Annotated in this window: 21 protein-coding genes; all 21 read left to right on the top strand. The window is 38.1% G+C overall.

The features are described from left to right. Nucleotides 1-1,088 (top strand): PD-(D/E)XK nuclease domain-containing protein (locus tag TH606_RS09280; protein ID WP_068543207.1); only part of this gene is annotated, 1,088 nt, incomplete at its 5' end. Between the two features lie 92 nt (nt 1,089-1,180). Further along, nucleotides 1,181-1,687 (top strand): nucleotidyl transferase AbiEii/AbiGii toxin family protein, encoded by a 507-nt coding sequence (locus TH606_RS09275; RefSeq protein ID WP_197460552.1) that lies wholly within the window; start codon nt 1,181-1,183, stop codon nt 1,685-1,687. Between the two features lie 562 nt (nt 1,688-2,249). Further along, on the top strand, nt 2,250-2,438 hold the full coding sequence (locus TH606_RS09270; protein ID WP_068543204.1) for a hypothetical protein: 189 nt from the start codon (nt 2,250-2,252) through the stop codon (nt 2,436-2,438). Continuing rightward, the gene (locus TH606_RS09265) at nt 2,431-2,685 is read left to right on the top strand and encodes a type II toxin-antitoxin system RelE family toxin (protein ID WP_068543202.1); all 255 of its coding nucleotides are present in this window, start codon (nt 2,431-2,433) and stop codon (nt 2,683-2,685) included. The genes TH606_RS09270 and TH606_RS09265 overlap by 8 nt, the downstream gene beginning before the upstream one ends. 146 nt (nt 2,686-2,831) lie before the next feature. After that, nucleotides 2,832-4,328, top strand: coding sequence for a lipopolysaccharide biosynthesis protein (locus TH606_RS09260; RefSeq protein ID WP_068543200.1), 1,497 nt, complete (start codon nt 2,832-2,834; stop codon nt 4,326-4,328). Beyond that, nucleotides 4,325-5,572, top strand: a complete 1,248-nt coding sequence (locus TH606_RS09255; RefSeq protein WP_068543197.1) for a sulfotransferase family protein — start codon at nt 4,325-4,327, stop codon at nt 5,570-5,572. The genes TH606_RS09260 and TH606_RS09255 overlap by 4 nt, the downstream gene beginning before the upstream one ends. A 7-nt stretch (nt 5,573-5,579) precedes the next feature. After that, on the top strand, nt 5,580-6,548 hold the full coding sequence (locus TH606_RS09250; protein ID WP_068543195.1) for a glycosyltransferase family 2 protein: 969 nt from the start codon (nt 5,580-5,582) through the stop codon (nt 6,546-6,548). Between the two features lie 15 nt (nt 6,549-6,563). Then, on the top strand, nt 6,564-7,373 hold the full coding sequence (locus TH606_RS09245) for a sulfotransferase family protein (RefSeq protein ID WP_068543193.1): 810 nt from the start codon (nt 6,564-6,566) through the stop codon (nt 7,371-7,373). A gap of 177 nt (nt 7,374-7,550) precedes the next feature. Then, nucleotides 7,551-8,711 (top strand): glycosyltransferase family 4 protein, encoded by a 1,161-nt coding sequence (locus TH606_RS09240; protein WP_082863601.1) that lies wholly within the window; start codon nt 7,551-7,553, stop codon nt 8,709-8,711. 16 nt (nt 8,712-8,727) lie between these two features. After that, nucleotides 8,728-9,855: a glycosyltransferase family 4 protein gene (locus tag TH606_RS09235; protein ID WP_068543189.1), complete on the top strand. Its 1,128-nt coding sequence runs from the start codon at nt 8,728-8,730 to the stop codon at nt 9,853-9,855. Further along, nucleotides 9,819-10,973 (top strand): glycosyltransferase family 4 protein, encoded by a 1,155-nt coding sequence (locus TH606_RS09230; protein WP_068543187.1) that lies wholly within the window; start codon nt 9,819-9,821, stop codon nt 10,971-10,973. Before TH606_RS09235 ends, TH606_RS09230 begins: the two co-directional genes overlap by 37 nt. A 260-nt stretch (nt 10,974-11,233) precedes the next feature. Then, on the top strand, nt 11,234-12,427 hold the full coding sequence (locus tag TH606_RS09225) for an O-antigen ligase family protein (protein ID WP_197460550.1): 1,194 nt from the start codon (nt 11,234-11,236) through the stop codon (nt 12,425-12,427). After that, a complete protein-coding gene (locus TH606_RS09220) occupies nt 12,411-13,877 on the top strand; it encodes a glycosyltransferase family 4 protein (protein WP_082863599.1) in 1,467 nt (488 codons plus the stop codon). Before TH606_RS09225 ends, TH606_RS09220 begins: the two co-directional genes overlap by 17 nt. Beyond that, the gene (locus tag TH606_RS09215) at nt 13,870-14,793 is read left to right on the top strand and encodes a sulfotransferase family protein (RefSeq protein WP_068543182.1); all 924 of its coding nucleotides are present in this window, start codon (nt 13,870-13,872) and stop codon (nt 14,791-14,793) included. The genes TH606_RS09220 and TH606_RS09215 overlap by 8 nt, the downstream gene beginning before the upstream one ends. 180 nt (nt 14,794-14,973) lie before the next feature. Then, entirely contained in the window at nt 14,974-16,836 is a 1,863-nt protein-coding gene (locus TH606_RS09210; protein WP_068543180.1) for an ArnT family glycosyltransferase, read from the top strand. Between the two features lie 262 nt (nt 16,837-17,098). Beyond that, nucleotides 17,099-17,365, top strand: a complete 267-nt coding sequence (locus tag TH606_RS11730; protein WP_068543208.1) for a hypothetical protein — start codon at nt 17,099-17,101, stop codon at nt 17,363-17,365. Then, nucleotides 17,301-17,954 carry a nucleotidyl transferase AbiEii/AbiGii toxin family protein gene (locus tag TH606_RS09200; protein WP_068543178.1) on the top strand — a complete coding sequence of 218 codons (654 nt, stop codon included), beginning with the start codon at nt 17,301-17,303 and terminating at the stop codon, nt 17,952-17,954. Before TH606_RS11730 ends, TH606_RS09200 begins: the two co-directional genes overlap by 65 nt. A gap of 152 nt (nt 17,955-18,106) precedes the next feature. Beyond that, nucleotides 18,107-19,459 carry a putative glycoside hydrolase family 15 protein gene (locus TH606_RS09195; RefSeq protein WP_082863598.1) on the top strand — a complete coding sequence of 451 codons (1,353 nt, stop codon included), beginning with the start codon at nt 18,107-18,109 and terminating at the stop codon, nt 19,457-19,459. Nucleotides 19,460-19,689: 230 nt separating this feature from the next. Then, nucleotides 19,690-20,649 (top strand): UbiA prenyltransferase family protein, encoded by a 960-nt coding sequence (locus tag TH606_RS09190; RefSeq protein ID WP_068543174.1) that lies wholly within the window; start codon nt 19,690-19,692, stop codon nt 20,647-20,649. Nucleotide 20,650: 1 nt separating this feature from the next. Further along, nucleotides 20,651-22,456 carry an asparagine synthase-related protein gene (locus TH606_RS09185; protein WP_068543172.1) on the top strand — a complete coding sequence of 602 codons (1,806 nt, stop codon included), beginning with the start codon at nt 20,651-20,653 and terminating at the stop codon, nt 22,454-22,456. Between the two features lie 375 nt (nt 22,457-22,831). Further along, nucleotides 22,832-24,322, top strand: a complete 1,491-nt coding sequence (locus tag TH606_RS09180) for an RIFT barrel domain-containing protein (RefSeq protein ID WP_068543170.1) — start codon at nt 22,832-22,834, stop codon at nt 24,320-24,322. Nucleotides 24,323-24,346 lie beyond the last annotated feature (24 nt).

The following is a 24,346-nucleotide window of genomic DNA, read 5'->3' as shown; positions in this document are numbered from 1 at the left end:
TTCTTGATAATATTGAGAAAAAAGAAACAGCCATTGAAATTCGCGAAGAACTGAAAAACTTCTATTCAGTTTTAAAAGACGCTGACCCTTATCTTAAATTTGTTTTCATTACAGGAGTTACCAAATTTAGCAAGGTTTCTCTTTTCTCTGGCTTAAACAATCTCAAGGATATAACTATCCATCCTGAATACGCCACTATTTGCGGCTACACTCAGGAGGAGTTTGAGAAAGTTTTTGCTGATCGCCTGGAAGGCCTTGATCTTGAAGAAGTGCGCCACTGGTATAACGGTTACTCATGGTTAGGAGAGCCTGTTTATAATCCTTTTGACATTTTGCTTTTTCTTGATTTTCGTGAATTTCGTCCATACTGGTTTGAAACAGGCACGCCTACTTTTCTTATCAAGCTTCTTTACGAGAGGCGCTTTTTTATTCCCGAGCTGGAGAGACTGGAAGCAGGGGAGAATTTGATTTCTTCTTTTGATGTGGACTACATTGAACCAGAGCCCCTTCTTTTTCAAACTGGGTATTTGTCTATAAAAGAGATAAAGAAGCGGGGTCCCAGGGTGATTTATCGCCTTTCTTATCCCAACCTGGAAGTGAAGATGAGCTTAAGTGACCATTTGCTAAGCTGGTACACGCGGGTATCAGGGGAGAAAGAAAGGAATTTAGACCGTATTTATTTAGCGCTTGAGGCCAATGATTTAGAGAAAATGAAAGAGGCGTTCAGGCGTTTTTTTGCATCTATTCCACATGATTGGTATCGCAAGACGGAACTTCATCACTATGAGGGTTTTTATGCTAGCATTTTTTACTGCTATTTTACGGCCCTTGGAGTTGAGGTTCGGGTAGAAGAAGCGGTAAGTCACGGGCGCCTTGACATGGCGGTAATGTTTGATGGCAGGTGTTACTTATTTGAGTTTAAGGTGGTGGAGCTTGAGCCAGAGGGAAGGGCCTTAGAGCAGCTCAGAGTCAGGGGTTACCACGAGAAGTATGTTGATAGATGCCAGAAGATTTATCTTGTGGGAGTTGAGTTCAGCAAGAAGGCAAGGAACATAGTAGGCTTTGAGTGGGAAGTGGTGGGGGATTAGGCCGGGGTGCTTTTTTGCGAAGCAAGTTAAAGAACAAGTTTTGGCAAAATGAAGATTAAAGGCTCGGCATTTTGTTAAATTTAAGGCATTTATTGGAAAACATTTATAAATTCAGTCAAAAAGAAAATATTCCTCTTTTTTTGGCAGGAGCTTTTGCTCTCAAAGCTTATGGCCTTTCAAGAATGACAGCAGATATAGATTTTCTTACAGGGCAGGCATATATTGCCAGAATAAAACTTTTTTTGGAAAAATTTGGTTTTGAGACACTTTCTTCTTCACAGGGTTTTGTCAGTTTTCTACATCCTCTTGGCGGACGTTTAGATTTTATTCTGGTGGACGACGACACTTTAAAAAAAATAGCTCTTGAAGCCCAAAAAAAAGAAGTTTTTCCAGGGATAATGTTTTATGTAATTTCTCCAAGGCACTTAACGGCATTAAAAATTTTTGCGGTTAAAAATCAGCCTGAACGCCTGGGAAAAGAATGGGCTGACATTGTTTGGATGCTGAAACATAATCTGGTATCTTTAGAAGAAATTTTGGAAATAGCGAAAAGCTATGGAGTTAAAGAAATCATCAAAAGATTGGATACCGGACTTTAAAGAACTATCCGGGCTTAAAACGCCAGAGCCTCCCTATCTTGATTTTCCTTCATACATCAAATTTTTAGAAGAAAATGGTTTCTGGGAAGTTAAAAAAGAACCTCCTCGTATCTACCAAAAGCCATTTAGACTACCTGATAGCCTGTGCTTTTAAGAGTAGCTGTCTTTGGCCTTTACGAACAAAACTAGGGATTTCTTCATAGTGACACCAAGGAATGTGCTCCTCGCAGGGACAAAACGGGGGGTGTCATTGCGGGCACACCCTTTCCCTGTCATTGCGAGGCAGCGCTTTTTTTTCTATGTCATTGCGAGCCCCGTCAGGGGCGAAGCAATCTCAGCAAGGCAAAACCACGGCAAAGTAATTCAAAAAAATCCCTCAAACAATTCTCAAAAAGGCCGAAAAGTGTTAATAGTAAGGTCAAAAATTAAGAACAACTTTTTATCACTCCTGAGATGCATTTATGAAATGCTAAATTTGATTTAGAATTGAAAAATAGATATCAAGTCCCATTTCACTTGAGGCTTAGAAAAAGTATAAAGTTAATTTTGAAGGAGAATTTTTATGAAAAATTTAGATATTTTAAGCAAACTTGACCCAGAGGATAAAGAAAAAATTATCTACTTTGCTAAAATTCTTTTGAAAAAGGAAAAATATCAGAAGTTAAAGAAAGAAATTGAACAAAGAAAGAAAGAAATTGAAAAGGGTGAAGTTTTAACGCATGAAGAGATATGGAATAAATTAGATGTTTAAAATTATTTACGCTAAAAGTGTTTTTAAAGATCTTAATAAGATTGATCGGAAAGACTTGGAAAAAATTAAAACGGGTATTGAAGAGTTAATAAATTTTCCAAACATTTCTAAGATCAGGCACCTAATAAATCATCCATTAGCTGATTATAGATTGAGGATAGGAAATTATAGGATTCTTTTTAATGTAAACTGGAAGAAAAAAGAAATATACATTTTGAAAGTAGGGCACCGAAAAGAAGTGTATTAACTTCTAAAAGATGGAAGCTCAAAGTGTTGATAATAACACAATATCTTGCGAGGCTGTGCTTTTTTCTGTGTCATTGCGAGGGGCAAAGCCCCGAAGCAATCTCAGCAAGGCAACCTAATTCTCTCAAGGGGGTTAAGGTCTAACGCATGGCAGAAGAATCGTTAGGTGTAAAAGCCGGGCGAGCGGCCATCTGGCAGGTGGCAGGTGGCGGTTGGCAAACCCTGGTGCGGCTGGGGGCCAGTGTCTATCTGGCACGGGCCCTTAAGCCTTCGGATTTTGGCCTCTTCGGTATGGCCCTGCTTTACCAGCAGCTTATTGTAACAGCTCTTTCTATGGGTTTTGGCACCGGGCTTATCGTCAAAAAAGATATTACCCAGGAAGATCTTAGCACCAGTTTCTGGCTCTCCTGTATAACACGCACAATTATTTTTCTAGCTGTTTTTCTAACAGCCCCTTTAGCAGCCATGTTTTGGAAAGAGCCGAGGGTTGAGCCGATCATTCGCGTCATTGCCTTTACCCTTTTGCTCCAAATTATTGGTATGATTCCTCAAACTTTAGCAACCAAAAACCTTGAATTTAAAAAGTTAAATATCATCAGGGCTGTGGCCATTGTGCTTGAGTCAGGCACGGCTATAATTTTAGTAGCCCTTACTAACCTTACTTATTGGGCCCTGGTTATTGGCATGATGCTAAACGCTGCCTTTTATAATTTTGTTCTCTGGTTTAGCACTGGCTGCTGGCGCCCTAAATTTATCTTTCACCGCGAGGCTTTTAAATATTTGTTCAGGTTTGGAGTTTATACCTGGCTTTTTGGAATTACCAATTATTTAAAGCAAAATGTAGATTACTTCATAGTAGGCCGTTTGCTTGGGACTTACAAATTAGGTTTATATGAATTTGCTTATAGATTACCTCATTTGGTTATTGAGCGTGTTGCCAGTCCCGTTGGGGGGGTTGTTTTCCCGGCGCTTTCTAAAGTCCAAAGCGATAGTGAAAAAATTTTTAATGGATACTTAAAAGCCGTCAAATTTGTAGCTCTGGTAACATTTCCCATGCTTTTTGGTTTAATTGCTATAGCAGATATTTTAGTGCCAGTTATTTGGGGAAGTCAGTGGTTGCCTATTATAATTCCTTTGCAAATTCTCAGTCTTTGTGCGGTGTTAAGGTGCCTTTTTCAATATATGGGGGCCATTTTTTATTGTAAAAATAGGCCTGATCTGCCGTTTAAAATATCTTTTATAACATTGTTTATTGCTATTATTTTTATTAGTTTTATGGGTTATTTTTATGGGCTTATTGGTGTAGCTATTGGAATGCTTCTTTCAGTTTTTCCATCATTTGTTGTCCAATTTTGTGCTTTTCGTTTTATGCTAAAGGTTAATCCTCTTAGATTTTATAAAGGTTTATTACCTGTTTTATTTTCTTCTTTATGGTGTGCCTTTAGTGCCTATCTTATTAAAGAAATTTTGTTATATTTTCACTTAGACATGAAATTTATTTTGATTTTCTCGGTAATTTTTGGTGCTTTAATATATGTTGTTTCTTTGTTTGTTTTCTTTCCTTCTTTAGTCAAAGAAGTATTTGAAAACGTTGAATTAATTTTGGGGAGAAAGATTAATTTTAAATTGTGTAAAATATTATGAGTAATGAACCTATTTTTATTGTAGGGACCCCCAGGTCAGGAACGACTTTGTTGGCAGCTATGCTTTCTGCGCATAGCCGTTTAGATTGTGGCCCAGAGACTCATTTTTTTTGTCATTTGACAAGAAAAATTGAAAAAGAAATTTCATCTAGAAATAACTGGCCAGAAATCGCTGTTCAATATATAACTTCTTTAAAGTTAACAGGGGAATATATTTATAAGCTGTTCGATTTGAGTAGAAATGAAATTTATTCTTTTTTGCTTGATAAGCCTCCTTCTGTTAATTCTTCATTAGAAGCTTTGACTCAATTACATGCCTTAAAATTAAATAAACACAGATGGGTAGAAAAGACTCCTAATCATTTATTGTTTTTGCCTAAATTAAGGAAATATTATCCAAACGCCTTTATTATTCGTAGTTTGCGAGATTTTAGAGATTCGGCTTTATCAATGTCAAAGCTTCCCTGGGCTAGTAAATCAACTATAGCTAATATTTTCAGATTGAATGAATGGTACTACTTAAGTGAAAAATATTTAACTGTCTATTCGAATTTGTTGGTTCTTCCCTATGAGAGGTTGATATATAATCCAGAAAATTATCTGGGAAAAGTATGTAACTTTATTAATGAAAGATTTGAATTGTCTATGATATATAATCGAGATGAGGTCCGACATTTATATTCTAAAAAGGAATGGTGGAAAACAAAAGTAACAGCTCCTTTGGATAAATCCAGATGCTATGTCTGGAAGAGAGAAATGGATAAAGATATTCAACTTGCTACTACTTATATTGCTATGAATATGCTTAAAAAGTATAATTATGAAATTGATGTTCCTCCTCCTAAGGAAACAATTTTTCTTTTTCCTTTAACAAGAGATTTTGTAGAAAGAAATGAGTCCCTCTTTCTGAGATTAGCAAAAGAACGAATTAGGCTTGTTGGTTGTTCCAATATAGATTTGCTAATTGATGCGATTCAGTATGAAAATCCTTCAAAGATTGTTTTTTTGTATCCTATGAATGTTTCTTTATTTTCACAGTCTTTTTCTTCTTCTGAAAGCTTGAAAGCAGCATTTAAATTTATAAAAATATTAGGTCACTTAAAAAAGCAAAGTATTCCTCTTTATTTTACTGATGCAATAAAATCTATTTTTTCTTATGAGTTAGGATATGCTGAGCAGATTGTTAATTCTGTTTTGAGAAGATTTACTAAGAAATTAGTAGATAATTTTCTTAAAAATCATTAAAGAAATTATGGATAAAGTTTTAATTAGTGTTATAATTCCAACTTATAATAATGCTTGTTATATTAAACAAGCTGTGGATTCTGTTTTGTCTCAGAGCTTTCGTGATTTTGAAATTATTGTTATTGATGATGGCTCAACTGATAATACCAAAGAGGTCCTGTTTGATTATTTTAGAAATGGAAAAATTAGGTATATTTATCAGGAAAATAAAGGGGTTTCTGAGGCTCGTAATAGAGGTATTATTGAAGCGCGGGGCAAATATATTTCTTTTTTGGATGCTGATGATTTATATCTTAGAGATACATTGAAAGAAAGAATAAATTTTTTGACTCAATTTAATTTGAAATTTATTGTAACTGATTTTCTTTTGATTGAATCAGATGAGGATCTCTTTAGATTAAAATCTTTGACTCCAGTTCTTAAAAAAAGAGGTTTTTTAGATCACTTTAAAACTGATTTTGACAGCGATTATATTCTAGTTGATTGTAGACAATTTGCTCGTGTTTGTCTGAAATATATCCCGCCAAGGCTAACAACAATCTTAGTGGAGAGAGAATTTTTGATAAAGAATAAAATTTTTTTTGATAGAAGACTTCATAGATCAGAAGACTTAGATTTTATGTGGAAAATAATTTCTTTTTTAGAATTTGATTTAGTTGGTATTTTAAGAAAACCAACTTATATTTATATGTTTAATCGAGCTAGTCATCAAAAAAATCCTAGATATACAGAAAAGTTGATATATTATAATAATATGATTTCTCATATTAGCCATATTTTTCCTAAAAAAGTTATTGCTGAGAGAATTTATTCTGATTATTGGACAATCTATAAAGATGGAGATTTACGTTCTAGATTATTATTGTTAAAAAAATTTTTGTTTTTATATCCTTTCAGTTTTAAATATTGGAAATCTTTATTAAGTTTATTAATAAAGTCGTTTCTTTTATCTAAATTAAACAAAAAATTTCGATAAAGAGGTTATATAAGAATGTTACCTAATTTTATAATTATTGGCGCGATGAAAAGCGGCACTACTTCGTTGGCCAAATATCTTTCTGAGCATCCAGATGTTTTTGTTTCTGATCCTAAAGAACCTGGTTTTTTTTGCGAAAAAATAAACTGGAATAAAGGGATTGAGTGGTATGAAGAGTTATTTAAAAACGCTAAGGGATATAAGGCTGTAGGAGAAGCTTCTACCCATTATACCAAGTTTCCAGAACACCCTAGAGTTGCTGAAAAGATAAAAAACATAATTCCAGAAGTAAAGTTGATTTATATAATGAGAGATCCTGTTGATAGAGCAATATCTCATTATTGGCATATGGTGCATTATCATAATGAAACTAGACCTATAAATAAGGCTATAAAGCTTGATAGTCTTTACGTGTGGTTTAGTAGATATAAATATCAGATGGAACCATATTTAGAACTTTTTAGAAAAGAACAAATTCTTTTTTTATTGTATGATGATCTTGTTAAAAGACCAGAAGAGACAGTAAAAAAATGTTTTGAATTCTTAGGGGTTGACCCTGATTTTAAACCAAAATCTTTAGGTAAAGCCTTTAACCCTCGCCCTAAAAAGGTAGCCAAAACTAATTTATTACTTCATAAAATACGGTGGTCAAAGACCTGGGATAAAATTTCTCCCTTAGTACCCAAAAGTTTAAAAGATTTTGCTAAAAAATTTGAATATAAAAAAATAGAACCTAAAGAAGAGTTATCGGATAAACAAAAGAAGAAAATAAGAGAATCTTTAAAAGAAGATATAGAATTTATGTATCAAGTTACTAAAAAATAAAATTTTTGCATAGATATAGAAATTAGCGTTGTAAAATAATGCAAGAAGCTATTTCCATGATCTTTGCAAAATTGCCGAGATTATCATTGTAAACACAACTGTAAAGGATCCGATCCCATTTTTTGGTACGAAAAATGGGGTCGGATTCCGGAACAAAGTTTAAGGCTTTCAAATATTATGAATAAAAATTGGCTTGTACTTACTAATTTCCCTCCCAAAAGAGGAGGCTTACAAACGAGAACTTTACAGTTATGTGAAGAATTACTTTCTAGAGGAATGAAAATTAATGTTTGGAATTTTAATTCAGATCATTTTAGTGTTTTGCTTCAGAGGTATAATTCACAATGCAATGTTTTGAATTTTAATAACGTTGATACTAGAAAATTTGACTTTAAAACTTTTAGGGATGCATATAAAAAAATAAAAGATTTAAAGATTGATACTTTGTTTTTTTGTATTCCTGGAACTCCTGATTTTTTTTCATTTATATTAGCAGCTAAGCTAGCTAAAGTGAAAAATATAGTAATGCATGTTGGAGCAATGCCTACCCTCCCTTTTTCTATTAACTTTGATACTTTATTGTGGAAAATTGGACGCTGGCAATGGAGATTTTATTTTACTTGTAAAATGTCAATGAAATGTATATCTTTAGCTCTATTTAACAATCCAATTCAAATAGAAAAATTTACTAAGATTTTTTCTTTTAAAAATATAAGAAAAGAATTGTGGTGGCCACCAATTGATCTCGATTATTTTAAATTTGATCATAATATCAGACTAAAAATGAGAAAAAAATATAATGTAGAGGATAAAATTGTTTTTGGGACAGTTGGTACACTTTGTTCTCAAAAGAGGCAAGATCTTATAATAAGAGCTTTCAAAAAATTAAAGCAGAGAGCCAAAAATATTAAACTTTTTATAGTTGGAACTGGAGAAAAATTTGAAGAATATAAGAATTTATCATTAACATTAGAGTTGAATCATGATGTTATTTTTCTTGGGGAACGTAGTAATATACCGGATCTTTTAAATATGTTTGATGTTTTTGTTTTTTCTTCTTCTGATTTGAACGAGACTTTAGGTATCGCTGTTTTAGAAGCTATGTCTTGTGGTTTGCCTTGTATAGTTAGTGATCTTCCTGGTCTTAAAAGAATAGTAGAGAATAACTATTATGGTTTAATATTTCAAAGAAATGATGTTGATGATTTGGTAAAAAAAATGTATCTCTTATATAAAGATAAAAATTTAAGATATAAATATTCAAATAGGTCATTAGTTCGATCAAAGATATGTGATAAAAAGAACGTTATAGATCATTTATTATCTCTTTTAAATTAAATAGAGCATGGAATTCATGAAAGGCAAATTAAAAGTTCTTTACTTAACAATGAATCCTAATAGACAAAGTACAACAGTTCCTACTGAATTATGGTTTCGTTGTTTGAGTCCAAAATTATTTCCAGTTATAGTATTTGACAAAAAGGGACCTTTTTTTGACTGGACTTCTAAAAGTAAAATCCCTTCTTATCATATATCTCTTCCTTTTCCTAATAAAAAATTCCCTATTCCTTTTCTTATGTCGCTTGTTAAATTAGCTTTAATAGTTAAAAAATATGATATTCAGTTAATACATGCAAATGAACATGATATTTATCCTATATCTAAATTTCTTTCAAATTTACTAAAAATTCCTATAGTTGTGAGTGTTCACTCAATAATACCTAAAGATTTTGGTTTATGGGCTTTTAAAAATTCAAAATATCTTAAAAGAATTTATTTTGTTAGTAAATCGGCTATGCAGAATTCACTTCCAGCCTTAAAGAATCTACCTAAAAATATTTTTATGGTTTTGCCTAATTGTATTGATCCTAACAAGTATTATCCTGATCCGAAAATAAAACTCTTAGCTAAAGAGCGTTTAAATCTATCTAATGCCTTTCTTGTGGGGGCTGCAGCTGCTCTTCAACCTATAAAACAACTGGAACATATTGTCTATGCCCTTTCAAAGATTGAAAATAATTCAGTTAAGTTTGTGTTAGCAGGTGGTCCTAAAGCTGGATTTGAGTCTTATGTACAGGCATTTTTGGATTTTGCTAGTGATATTTTGAAAAATAGATTTATTTATTTAGGACATTTAGATGATCTTTTAGAGTTTTACAATTTAATAGATGTATATGTCTCTACTAGTAAAGAAGAAGCTTTTGGTATTAGTGTTCTTGAGGCTCTTTCTACTGGTTGCCCTGTGATAGCTTATCCTAGCAAAGGTGCTTTGAAGGAAATAATAAATGAAAGAATTGGTATAGTGATTCCACAAGATAGAATAGATGCTTTAACAGAAGCTATAATATTTTTAAAAAATAACGAAGAACTTAGAAATTCTATGGGTATTGAGGCCAGAAAATATGTTATAGAAAATTATTCTATGGAGACTATTTCTCATCTTTTATGGGAAGACTATCTTCAAATATTGAACCAAAATTAAAAATCTGTCTCGTAAGCCTTGCCCCCTTCGTTGGTGGAGCGGAGGTGGCCATGGAGCGGTTGGCCCTAGGGTTAGAGCGTTTGGGCTGCAAAGTTATCTGCGCCCTTGGCTCTAAAAACGAAGTGGGAGAAAGATTTTCTAGGCAGGAGATAAAATGGGTTTATTTCCCTATGCTATTTACGGGAAAGTTGAACTTTCCTTATTACCTCTGGGCGCTTGCTCGCTTTCGTAAATATTTGGCAAAAGAGAAGTTTGACCTTGTTCATGCAAATGATCTTCCTAGTTTCCAATTCGTAAGCCATGCGGCGAGGCCTCTTGGGATTCCGCGAATTTGCCATCACCGTTACATCTTTGACGGTGAGGCCATTAAATGGTTTTTGAAATTTGGAGTAGAGTATCACGTTTTTGTTTCTAAAGCTCTGCGCAAGGATTTAGAAGAGGCCTATCCACCTTTAGCTTCTCATGCTGGAGAGGTGGTTTATGATGGCCTGCCTCTTCCGAAGCTTGCGGATGAAAAAACTCGTTTAGAACTTAGAAAAAATTTAAAACTTCCAGAAGATAAAACGATAGTCCTCTTTGCGGGACAAATTATTCCACGCAAAGGAGTGCAGGACCTTATTCAAGCCTGGCAAATTCTGCCAGAGGAGACGAAGAAAAAGGCCTATCTGGCAATAATTGGTGATGACCTGGCTGGTAAAGGTGCTTATCGCCGGGAAATGGAAGCCCTGGCCAGGGAACTTGGAGTAAAAGCTGATTTTCGCGGCTTTCAGAAGAACGTGGACGAGTGGCTTGACACCGCAGATATTGTTACTGTGCCAAGCCACATTGAGCCGCTCGGGAACGCCACTCTAGAGGCTATGGCTCATGCCAGGCCAGTTATTGGCGGCGCAGTAGGAGGCATACCTGAAATGATAGTTGAAGGAGAGACAGGGCTTTTAGTGCCGCCTGAGAGCCCTGAAGCCCTGGCAGAGGCTTTGGTTTCTTTGATAGAAGACCCTGCACTGGTTAAGGAGATGGGTAAAGCGGCCCGACGCCGCTGCGAAGAGGTATTCAGCCTTGACCGGCACGTGGAGAACATGCTCAGGGTTTATGAGATTGTTTTGGGAGAGGTAGTTTAGGGCGAGATTGCTTCGGATGCGAGATTGCTTCGGGGCTTCACCCCTCGCAATGACTGCAAGGGGAATGGCTCGCAATGACATAGAAAAAAGAGCGGCCTCGTGATGACGCTCTGTAATGTAAAAAATGCTCCTATTAATATAATTAAAAGAGATTAACAACCGATAAATAAGACATGGGCAAAATAGCGTTATTTCTTCTACTAATAGTCAATGCCTTTTATTCCCTGGCAAATCCGTGGTTTGGAATTTGTGTTGGTTACATGTTTAATATTCTTGGGCCGCAATATATCTGGTGGTGGCATTTCCAGGGGTTAAGAGCTTTTTATTTAATAGCTATCCCCACTATTTTGGGTTTTTTATTCGGGGCTATCCGGGGAGCGCTAAATTTTGAAATCATTAAAAATAAACTGGTTTTGTTCTCAGTCCTTTATTTCTTTTTTGTCTTTCTTTCTTATTTTACCGGACCTTACATAGATGTAGTTAATAAGTGGCGGTTTTATGATCCTTATCAAGTGTTAATAACCATGTTAAAAGTTTTTATTTTTTATTTTATTGGCCTGGTATGCATCTCTGAACATAAAAAACTAAAGTATTTTGCCTTTATATTACCTATTGCCGCTTTATATCTCACTTATTGGGCCAATATGCAGTATTTTTCAGGCCGTTTTTTTATTCGTCTCTCCGGTCCTAGAGATATAACTGGGGCAGGTATGTACTCTGACGAAAATAACTTTGCCATGCTCTTTGTAACGGCTATTCCCTTCTTTTTTTACTTAGGATGGTATTTTAAGCGCTGGTATTTACGCTGGGGGGCATGGCTGGTGGTGCCTTTTGCCTGGCATGCTATTTTTCTTACGGCTTCAAGAGGTGGGCTTTTGGGAGCAGGCCTGGTGAGCCTTCTGGCAGGTCTTCGTAGTCCCAAAAAAATTATTGGAGTGGCCCTTATACCAGCTTTTATCATAGCTTATGTATGGCAAGGAGGTTCTGTTATTAAACAAAGGGCTCAAACTATTAAGACTTACGAAGAGGAATCTTCTGCACGTGCTCGCCTGGAAGCCTGGGAGGCCGGTTTGAAAATGCTTATGGATAATCCCTTAACCGGAGTGGGGCTAGCTTCCTTTGGCCAGGCCTTTCCTTTTTATTCTGATAAAACTCCACGTATGGCTCATAATACCTTTGTGCAAATTGCGGCGGAGTCAGGCATTTTTGCTGGCCTTTTTTATATTTTGTTCATGTTTTGTTGTGTGTGGGGATTATTTAAATACCGAAATTATTTCTTGCGTGATTCACTGGAATATTATTTATGTGACGCGGTATTGGTGTCTTTATGTGGTTTTTTAGCCTGTTCTTTATTTCTTACTCTGAATGGCTTTGAAATACAGTTTTATTTAGCTATTCTCGCTAATACTCTTATATATTTGGCTCAAAAAAGTGCCGATGAAAAACAGGCCTGACTTTTTCTTTACCTATGACTTTTTCCCCAAAGTAGGTGGAGCGCACCTCTGGCTCTATAAAGTGGCCTGTTATTGGCCTCTTCCGGCGGTGATTGTTACGGCTGAGATTGCTTCGGCGAGATTGCTTCGGGGCTTTGCCCCTCGCAATGACACAGAAAAAAGGCGCAGCCTCGCAATGACTGGAAAAGAGTGCAGCCTCGCAATGACACCCCCGTTTTGTCACTGCGAGGAGCCGGAGGCAACAAAGCAGTCTTACGGGTCATTACGAGGAGGTGCGGAGTACCGACGAAGTGACCCACAGCAGGGTCATTACGAGGAGCGTGAAGCGCGACGAAGTGACCCCACCGGGTCATTACGAGGAGGCCCGAAGGGCCGACGAAGTAATCCCAAGGATTATCCGAAGATGACTTCTTCACTCGCAGATTTTACTGTACAAGAGCTTTTTGCGGCAGAAAACTTGCCAGAGATTGTCCGCTTACCTTTTCATGTTAGCTCCTGGGGTATTGATAAAAACTTTCTTAAAAATTCTTACTTTCTTTGGAAGTTTTTCAAAAAAACGCAAAAATCTGTAACTATTCATGCGGTAAAGGCTATTCCAGAGGCGGCTAACTTGCTCTGGCTCAAGTTTTTATGGAAAGATAAATTAAGAATTATTACTTATGCCCACGGAGAAGAGTTCCTGGTAGCTAAAACCAGTAAGGAGCTGAGATGGTTAACCAGGAAGGCCTTGCAAATTTCAGACTTAGTGATTGCTAATAGTTATTCTACCCAGAAACTAGCGACTGAGTTCTGTGATGAAGAAAAGATACACGTTGTTCACCTTGGTGTTGATTTTGAAGACTATCAAATTCCTAAAAATGAACGCCAGGAGTGGCGGAAGAATTGGGGATTTTCGGAAGAAACAGTGATTTTACTGACTGTAGCTCGGATGGAACCCCGCAAGAATCAGGCCGCAGTTATCAGGGCTATAGCAGAATTGAGAAAGGAAGGTCTCCCTCTCGCTTATGTTATAGCTGGGGCTGGCGAAGAGGAAAAAGGGCTCAAAGAGTTGGTCCAAAAACATAACCTAGAACCCTGGGTTAAGTTTTTAGGTAAAATATCGGAAGAAGAAAAGATAAAGAGTTTTTGTGCGGCAGATATTTACGTAATGCCTTCTATTCAGGTGGGGCCGATGATTGAAGGGTTTGGTATTGTTTTTATGGAGGCAGCGGCGGCAGGGCTTCCTTCTATTGCGGGCAATGTAGGTGGCCAGCCAGAGGCCGTGCGCCACGGGGAGACGGGCTTTGTTATTGACGGGAAGAATATAGAGGAACTTAAAGAAGCCATCAGGCGCCTGGCCCAGGATGAGACCTTACGCCAAAAGATGAGCGAGGCAGCTCGCCTCTGGGCCAGGGAGCATGACTGGTCTTTAGTTTCTAAAAAGATTTGGGAGTTAGTTAGTTATGTCTAATATTGCTTTTATTGTTGGTCATTACAAGTGTGGTACTACTTGGTTAATCAATATGCTCAGTCTGCATCCTGATATTATAGGTCTGGCAGAAACTAATCTTTTCAAATATGCATTTAATAAAAAAGCTGAAGAAAGAACAAAAATTCTTTTTTATGAAACAGCCTGGGCTGAAAAGTGGACCCCTTATAGCAAGATTTTACTCAGAAAATTAGTAAATCCTGTACGTAAATATTGGAAACCTGTAGTTGGTTTAAAAGATACAGAGCAGCCTTTAACTAAGTATTCTTTAAGTATTTTTGAAAGATATAAATTAAGAAAAAAACTTATTGATATCGAAGATCCTAAAAAGTATTGTCAAGAATTTTTTGGATATTTTATTAGAAAATTCAATCCAAAATTTTTAATAGAAAAAAGTGCTGACCATGTACGATCTATACCATTTATAAAAGAAACATATCCGAATAGTAAGCTAATAGTAGTTTATAGAGACGGAAGAGACTTTGTTGTTTCTCATAGGTACTATGCTAAAAATATGAATTTGTCCTGGAATTTTGAAGAAAGTGTAAATCTTTGGAAAGAAATGATTGAATATCAACTGAAATATGAGAAAGAATATGGATTATTTTCTATCTCTTATGAAGAGATGTTGAACAATAACAAAGGAATAGCTCTAAAGTTGTTGAATTTTTTAGGTCTGAATTATGACGACGAGATTTTGACAAATATGATATACAAGTCTTCTTTTGAGTTTAGAACCGGAAGAAAAAGAGGACAAGCAAATAAAAAGAGTTTTTATCGCAAAGGCGTTTCTGGAGATTGGAAAAACCATTTTTCTAAAGAAGAAAAAGAAGTTTTCAAAAAAATGGCTGGAGATTTACTGATCAAACTAAAGTATGAAAAAGATTATAATTGGTAGTTCTTCTGTTTAGATGAGGTTACTTTGGCGGCGAGATTGCTTCGGGGCTTCGCCCCTCGCAATAATGAAGTAGGAAGCAGCTAGCGAAAAACCATACAAGGAAGAGAGCTCACGAAAAAACCATACAATGCCAAAAAGGAAGACGAGACTCTAAATTTAGAAAATAATAAGAGTTAAGGTGTGAAAAAAGCTGGCAAAAAATTGTTTTTTATATTTGCTACGGCCCTTTTGTTTAGGCTTTCACTTTTTCCTTTTTTTATAAACCAGCCTTTAAACATTGTTGATGAGCAACATTACAATAAGCTGGCCTTGGCTATTCTTGAGCGCGGTGAATACGGCTGGGCGCCGGGAAAACCTACGGCTATTCGGCCGCCACTTTATCCAGCCTTTCTGGCCGGAGTCTATAAAATTTTTGGAACGGAAAATTATAATGCTGTGCGTTTGATACAAATTGTTCTGGCGCTACTAAGTGGCCTTCTTGTTTATTTTTTAGCCCAAAAAATCTTCCGGAAAGAAAAAATAGCTTTTGGGGCTACGGCCTTCTTTCTCTTTTATCCATCACTTGTGATTTTTAATTATTTAATTTTGACAGAAACTCTCTTTATTTTTCTTTTTTTGCTGGCTTTGTATTTTCTGATGGCAGGAATAGAGATAGTGCTCTGTGGACTCGGGATGAGAGATTGCTTCGGGGCTCCGCCCCTCGCAATGACATCCCCTTTTCGTCACTGCGAGCGGAGCGAAGCAGTCTCACCAGATAGAGGAAACGAGAGATTGCTTCGGGGCTTCGCCCCTCGCAATGACAAAAAGGGGGCAAGGCTTCGCAATGACGAAAGGGATGAGAAGCCTCGCAATGATGCTTCCTGCGTCATGGCGAGCGAGTGTAAAGGAGCGAAGCAGTCTCGTAATGGTAAGGCCTGGATATATCTACTCCTAGCCGGTATATGCTGGGGGCTGGCAAGCCTTACACGAAGTGTTACCTATCCCTTAACCCCTTTTATTGCTTTATTCCTGTTTCTGGTCTGGCCTCGTAAAAAACAGGGGCTTCTAGCAGGAATTATCTTTATTTTTGCTACTATGTTGGCCCTTTCCCCCTGGATAGTCCGCAACTATCAGGTCTTTGGGCATTTCATAGCGGTGGATACCATGGGTGGGTTGAATCTTTACATGGGGAATTACGAGCACACGCCCCTTCACCGGGCCTGGGCGGCGGTGGATAACCCCCCTGAGATTGCCTGGTACCGTGGCCACGAAAAAGAACTGGCGGGCCTCAATGAGGCGGAAAAACAGCGCTGGACCATTAAAAAGGCCCTGGAGTTTATGAAAGAGCATCCGGGTTTGACGGCCCTGCGTACAGTGATTAAGGCGGCCAACTTCTGGCAACTTGAACGCACCATTATTGCCGGGATACAAAGAGGGATTTTCCCCGGACTTAGTAATAAATTGCTGGAGATCGGGGTGGCCCTGAGTATTTTAGGGGCCTATGTCCTGGTGGCTATTTTTGGTTTTTGTGGTCTTTTATGGCGACTTTTCAGTAGGGGTGAGATTGCTTCGGCCCTTACGGGCCTCGCAATGACAATAAGGGAGAAAGGCCTCGCAATGACAGAAAAGGGTGAGGGGCCTCGCCATGACAATAGGGGAGAAGGGGTTCGCAATGACGCTTCTCTTTGTCACTGCGAGCGGAGCGAAGCAGTCTTAATCGCAATGACGCCTCTCCCTGTCACTGCGAGCGAAGCGAAGCAGTCTCAGGTAATCATTAGAGAAACGAAAATTTTTGATTACCTTATCATTTTAATTATTCTCTATTTTACTGCTATTCACGCCGTTGTTTTTGGGCACTCGCGCTATCATTTGCCGTTAATTCCTTTACTTGCTATGTACGCCGCTTATTTTCTATTGAATATCCGTATTTTCTGGGAGAACCAGCGCCGCCGTTTCTGGCAAGTATTTATTCCGGTGTGCTTTATCTTCGGTATATTCTGGACTTATGATATTCTTATCGGTAGCAAGGATAAAGTGGAAGCCCTTTTGCGTATGCTGTTTTAAATAAAAGAGAAAACTTTGCAAAATTCAAAAACATCAAATTGAGATCGCCGCGGCAACTGTGTTGCCTGGCGATAAAGATTGCTTCGCTTCGCTTGAGATTGCTTCGGCCTCTTACGAGGCCTCGCAATGACGGAGTGGAAACCGGGGCTTGCAATGACAGTTCCTTTTGTCACTGCGAGGAGGACGGAAGGCCGACGAAGCAGTCTCAGAGGGAAGACCAGTAAATATTTTGCAAAGCTCTCAAAAGATTATAGACGGCACCATGAAAGAAGAGACCAAAAGATGGAACTGGGACTATTGCAATGATCCGGAGCTTATTTTAGTCCGGCGCATGCTTTATGATAACCCCTTGGATCTATTAAAAAAACATGAGAAAAATATACTAAAAGAAACTTTTTTAAAAAATATACACTTTTTTAAAAGAGAAAATTTTACTTTCTGGAAATTGATACTGGACATATCTGATGAAGAAATTAAGCAAAGAACAAAGAAAAGTTTTAGAACTTCTTGCGAAATCTGGCGTTTTTAAAAGTTTTTATTTGACCGGAGGCACTGCCCTTACATTTAAATATGATCATCGTCTATCTGAAGATTTAGATTTTTTTACACTTCCTCCATTTGCTGAAGATAATTTTCCTGCTGAAGAACTTCTCTCTAAATGGTCTGAATGGGGAGAAGTAGAAACCGTTTCTAAAGGCACTATTCAAGGAACAATTGATGGTGTCCTGGTAAGCTTTTTTTCGTATCCCTACCCTTTAATAAAAGGTGTGGAATATTTTAACCTCAATAATGCGTTAATATCTGTTTCTTCTGATGAAGACCTTATAGCTACTAAAGCTATTGCTATTTTACAGCGCGGCCAGAAGAAAGATTTTTTTGATTTTTATTTTTTGATGTTAAAGCATGAGTGGAAAATAAGCCATGTAATAGAATTTTGTCGTTGTAAATATATCACTTTTAAAAATTTAGAAAAAAATTTACTTAAAGCTTTAACCTATTTTGAAGATGCTGAGAGGCAAGAAGTTTTGATTAGTAAGGACGAAAAACTGTCAGAAAGCGAATGGTTAAAAATAAAACAATACTTTGAAAAGTTAGTTTTTAATTACTGTAGGGCCTAATGACAATCAGTTTAAACTTAAGAATAATATATTTTATAGTGAGACCTTTGCAAAATGATAAAATATTTTTTTACTATATTTTTTTACTTTAAGGGAAGAGATTGCTTCGCCCCTGACGGGGCTCGCAATGACGGGGCGATAAGGGAGCCGCTATGAGACTTCTTTACATTATTGCGGGGAGCATGTTCTCAACTGTCACTGCGAGGAGGCGAAAGGCCGACGAAGCAGTCTCAAGAAGATATTTTGTAAAGGTCTCTATAGCAATCATATGTTTTTCATTGTTCTTTCTATTACTAGCTAATTCGTCCTATGCCCAGACTAAGTTTGGTTTTCCAGAAACGACGGGAAAAATAGCGATTATAGCAGATCAACTACCTGGCTACATGACTGAAGCCCAGGTTAGGTTTGCCGCTACGCATTACGTAGGAAGCCAGAAGCTGACTTTAGATCTTGTCAATCGTCTAAGACGCTATAACCCAAATTTTGTAGTTCTTCATTACCATCTGGCCATCTGGCAACAACAACCAAAGCACCAGTTTATCATTGACGGCAAGAGATGGGGAAATGACTGGGATTTTGTGAATCAACATGAAGACTGGTTCTGGCACAACGAAAAGGGAGAGCGGGTCAGGTCAAAACAGGACGGCAAGTATCTCATGAACATCATGAATCCAGAGTTTCGCAAGTACTGGAAAAAGTCAATTGCCCGCCAGATAATAGCTGGAAAGTATCAGGCTGTTTTTCTGGATTCGGCTTCTCCCGCCTTATTACCCTGGGAAGCCGCTCACGCTGACCCGTGGCTGGCTGGCCGAGCGGTAATTACCCGACGCTTTAAGGAGTTAAAAGGCCTTACCTGGAGTGGAGCCTATGAAAATTTTATGGCAGATTTAACTGGCTTTCTTGAGTTTTTAGGCTTTGCCACTTTACCAAATATAGGTGCTCTTTTTACCTCCTGGGACACCACTGATTATTACACCACGGCTTCTGGTGCTTTTATGGAACATGCCTTTCAGACTAAAAATGCCAAAGACTGGAAAACGGCTATGAACCGCACTTTAAAGCTTATTAATCAGGACAAAATTGTTATTTTCCAACCATATCTTAAAGCAGATAACGATTATGAAACGAGGATGTATTACCTGAGTTGTTATTTACTGATAAAAGGCCGTTACAGTTATCTCCATTATTTTGCCAAAAAGATTTTCTCCTGGTACCCCGAATGGGAAGTTGAGCTGGGCAGACCTCTTGAGCCGGTTAAATCAATAAGAGATTTAGAAATAAATAAGAATTTATACTGCCGAAAATATGAAAAAGGTGAAGTTTGCGTAAACATTTCCCGAAAAAATAAAGTAGTGAGTTTTAATAAACCGGTTTTTCGGGTAATACCTCAAGGGGGTGGGCCGGTTAATAAAGAGGGCGAAATTAACGGCATGTTACTGTTTGAAAAAGGAAAGAGCTTTGTAATAAAGCCCTGGGAAGGCCTGGTGGTGGTTTATGAAAAGTAGGAGTGGTTTGGGCTGAGATTGCTTCGGCTGAGAGATTGCTTCGGGGCTTCGCCCCTCGCAATGACGAAAAAGGGACAAGGCTTCGCAATGACAGGATGGTGTTCTTCGCAATGACACCCCTTTTTGTCACTGCGAGCGGAGCGAAGCAGTCTTAATCGCAATGACAGAGTTGAGGCTCCAATGATAGAGAAAAACAGAGTCTCGCGATAACGAGGAAAGAGGAATAGGCTATGAAAAAACTAGATTTTAAAGCCTACATTGCCATCGCGCGGCCGGACCACTGGTTCAAAAACGGTTTTATGGTGCTTGGTATCTTGCTGGCCTTTTTCATAGAACCCCATCTCATAAAGACAAGCTGGTATCTAAAAGTTCTCCTGGGAGTGATAGTGGCCTGCCTGGTGGCTTCAAGCAATTACGTGATTAACGAAATCCTTGATGCTCCCAAAGACGCTCTGCATCCTACCAAGAAAAACCGCCCCATACCTTCAGGTAGAGTTTATCTGCCGCTGGCTTATGCCGAGTGGCTCATGCTGGCTGTTATAGGCCTTGCCATTGCTTATAAAGTTAACCTGGCCTTTTTCTTGTCGGCTCTCTGGCTCTGGGTTATGGGTTTTTTTTACAATGTTCCTCCTTTCCGCACTAAAGATATTCCTTATCTTGATGTGCTAACAGAGGCCATTAACAACCCCATACGCCTTTTTTTAGGCTGGTTTGTGTTGATTCCTAATAAAATTCCGCCGTTATCTCTGGTTATTGCTTACTGGATGGCAGGCGCTTTTTTTATGGCAGCCAAAAGGTTTGCCGAATACCGTATGATTAATGACCCTGAAACAGCGGCTAAATATCGTAAATCATTTGCTCATTACACCGAAGAAAGACTTCTTATCAGCATATTCTATTACGCTATATTTTGTGCGTTCTTTTTAGGCATATTTATAGTTCGTTATCACTTAGAATTGTTATTGTGTGTGCCTTTATTGGCCGGCTTTTTTGCCTATTATTTAAAAATTGCTTTTCAGGAAGATAGCCCTGTACAGCGCCCGGAACACCTCTATCGGGAAACTGGCCTTATGTTTTACCTGGGGCTCTGTTTTACGGCCTTTGTGTTTCTCTTGTTTGTTAAAATTCCAGTGCTTTATAAATTGTTTAAGATAATTCCTTACAATATTACACCTTTATGGGAGTTCTAAAATGCCAGGTATAGCAGGTGTTTGTTCTCAAAGTGAAAAGACCTCGTTTTTACTAGAGGAAATGACAGAAAGCCTTAAACACCGCCACGATTACGAGTTACTTAACTATAAGAAAGCCCCTTTTTACGGCTCTTTGGCTCAACTAAAAGAACTGGCTTCTACCAATAACCTTTTAACAAAAAATAACAAAGTGTTAATTTTTGATGGTGAACTATATAACAATGACTCTGCATTATCTGACGCTGAATATATTTTGAACCTTTATGAAAAAGAAAAAGGCTTTGCTTTTCTGGCAGGGCTTGAAGGAGCCTTTTCTTTTTCTCTTTTTGATGGAAACGAAGGGAAATTATATCTTGTCTCTGATAAGTTTGGTTTAAAACCTCTCTATTACGCTGTTATTGGAGAAGACTTTCTTTTTGCTTCAGAAGTTAAGGCCTTCTTTAAACACCCGAATTTTGACAAAACCCTTGATTACGAAGCCATAGGTGATTTATTTTACTTTAGCTTTGTAACCGGTGATAAAACCCTTTTAAAAGCAGTAAAGCTCCTGCCTCAGGCTTCAGTTTTAACCTATTCGTTAAAAGAAAGACTGTTTCGGATTATTCCCTACTGGGATAACTTTTCACTTTTTACTCCAAAAGGGGAACATAAGGAAGTTTCATTTGAAGATCTGGTTGAGCTTTTTAAAAAGGGGGTTAAAAAGCGCCTTAAAAAGAAAGATTTACTTGGTATTTCTATTTCTGGGGGGCTTGATTCCCGTAGCATTCTTGCCGCCCTGGGAGGAGAGGCCCAGGGTATGCCTTCTTATACCCTGGGGCTTCCTGGCTGTGAAGATGAACGCCTGTCAGCCCGTATGGCAAGGATTATGGGCACCAGGCATGAATTTATTCCTATTACCAGGGAGCACTTGAAGGATTTTCTGGCGCTGGCCAGGGCTTTGGTGCTTTATAGTGACGGTTTTTATCATCCTCACGAGTCCACCGAAAAAGTGGCCCTGGATTACTTTAAAAAGGCCCCTTTTAAGATCTTATTTCGCGGACACGGTGGAGAAATTGTAAAGGCCTCTCTCGCCTTTCCGGTTCAGGTGGATAAAACCGTACTCAAAGCTAAAGAGCCCTCTCTTTTAAACCGAATACTTCTTGAAAAGGCCAATCTGGTTCTTCTGGACCTTGAGGCAAACAAGATTTTTGCTAATGAAGAGCTCAAAATACAGCCTCAAAGGATAGCCGAAGAGCGCCTGGCTATAACGCGAAAACTTCTTGATAAACTGAGCCCGGCTGATGTGTTTTTGCATTTTTATTTATGTGAATATGTTAGACGACAGGTAGTGGCCTCTTTGACTATTTTCAGGAACCAGACAGAAATACGACTGCCTTTTTTAGATGAAACCTTTTTGAAGGAAGCCCTTAGACTGCCCGTAAATAAACGCTGGGAAGGAGAAATTCACGTTGAAATTGTTAAAAGATGCGCTCCTGCCCTGGTTAAGGTGCCCAATTCCAACACCGGTGCTCCGCTTGATGCGGGCAAGTTCAGGCTCTGGCTAACTGACAAGTTTAATTCTTTGCTTAAAAAAATTAGTGTACCGGGTTTCAGACACTACACAGAGTTTGATAAGTGGCAGAGAAAGTACTTTCGTGAAGCCCTGGAAGAAATACTTTTTGACAGGCGCACCTTAGACCGGGGTATTTATAATCCAGAAGTTCTTAAAAAGGTCTTTTCTGAGCATATATCAGGTAGTAAAAATTATGCCCGCTTTCTAGGTACAGCGGCAGGGCTTGAACTCTGGTTACGGGAGTTTGTAGATTAAGGAGCACAGAAAAAAGCACAGCTTAGCAATGATGCCTCTCCCTGTCACTGCGAGCGGAGCGAAGCAGTCTCACCAGATAGAGGAAACGAGAGATTGCTTCGGGCTCCGCCCCTCGCAATGACAAAGAAGAAACGGAGCTCGCAATGACAAAGAGGGTTAGGCCATGCAATGACAAAGTAGAGAACAGCTCGCAATGACGAAGTAGGAAGTGGCTCGCATGATACCTTCTTTGTCGCAACAAGGAGTCTAAAGATCGTCTAAGTGGTCTCAAGACGGATTACTTTGTTTTGCTAAAAGTGAAGGTAAAGGAAGAGCCTCGATAACAGTAAAAAAGCACAGCCTGCTAATACTTAAATTTATAATTTAGGATTAGCGATGCCTGAAAAACTCACCTACATAACTTTAAAAGAAAAAGCTGGCAAAAAACGCCTGAAAGAACCTGCTTCTTTTGGTTTGCCTTTGCCTGAAGGCCTGGTGAAAGATGCAAAAACTCTGGCAATTTTAAACCCTGAAGGCAATCAGGTTTTAGCTCAATGGAAGCCGTTACTTTACTGGCCTGACGGAAGTTTAAAGTGGGTTTTAGGTGATTTCCTGGCAGATGTAGAGGCTGGCGAAGAAAAAAAGTATGCCGTTGCTCTTAAAAAAGAAACTTCTTTTCCTGAAACTTCTTTGAGTCTAACAAAAACGGAAAGTTTTATTGAGGTAAAAAGTAGCCACATTTCTTTTCTAATTTCTAAAAAATCCAGCTTTTTAGAAAATGTTTTGATAAACGAGCAGGCTATTTTGGCTAAAACTAACTGGCAACTCAAAGGGGCCAAAGAAAAACAAGCTGATTTTGAAGTTAAAAACATAGAAGTAGAAGAAGCAGGGCCTTTAAAGGTTGTCATAGGTATAAGAGGGCAAATATCTCCCAAACAGGACTTGCACTTGCTCTTTTATCAAAGATTATCCTTCTGGCATAATCTACCCCTGGTAAAAGTTGAGTTTACTATCAGAAATCCACGAAGGGCCAAACACAAAGGCGGTTACTGGGACCTGGGAGACCCAGGCTCCATGTATATAAAAGACCTTTCCCTTATATTGTGCCCTGCCGAAGAGAATGAAAAAATTTTCTTTTCTTTAGAAGGCTCCTGGTCTTTTAAAGAATGTTTCCCTCCTTTTGAAGTTTACCAGGACTCAAGTGGTGGGGAATTATGGCAAAGCCCGGTTCACGTAAACCGAGAAGGCATTGTGCCTGTTACTTTTAAGGGCTTTCGCTTAAAACAGGAATCTTTTGAAAAATATGGGCTGAGAGCCAATCCTCTGGTTAAAGCTATTTTGAAAAATAACTATGAAATTACCTTGGCTGTTCCCTATTTCTGGCAAAACTTCCCCAAGGCCATAAAAATTGAAAAAAGTTTGATCCGCTTTGCCCTTTTTCCTGAAGAGTTTAACGATTTGCACGAAATTCAAGGTGGAGAGCAAAAAACTCACGAATTCTGGCTGGCCTTTGGTGATAAGAAGCAGCCGGTACCAGACATATCCTGGGTTTTTTCGCCTCTTGTTCCCGTTTTAGACCCAGAATGGATTAGTCAAACAAAAGCAGTTCTTTATTTTTCTATTTTTAAAGAAGACCCGGATTATGCCAAAATAACTCAAGAGGCCCTAGAGGGAGAAAACTCATTTTTTGTCAAGCGCGAAAAGATAGACGAATACGGCTGGCGAAACTTTGGCGATGTTTATGCCGACCATGAGACGGTTTTCCATAAAGGAGAAAGGCCTTTAGTCTCACACTATAACAACCAATATGACCTGATTTATAGCTTTTTATTTCAATTTTTACGAACAGGTGATAGACGCTGGTTTACTTTAGGAGAAGAGCCATAGTGTTTCGTCAACTGTGTCCGCAGG

The organism is Thermodesulfatator autotrophicus, from assembly GCF_001642325.1.
GTDB lineage: Bacteria > Desulfobacterota > Thermodesulfobacteria > Thermodesulfobacteriales > Thermodesulfatatoraceae > Thermodesulfatator > Thermodesulfatator autotrophicus.
The sequence above is the reverse complement of the archived record's forward strand: the minus strand, read 5'-3'. Positions and strand labels throughout refer to the sequence as shown.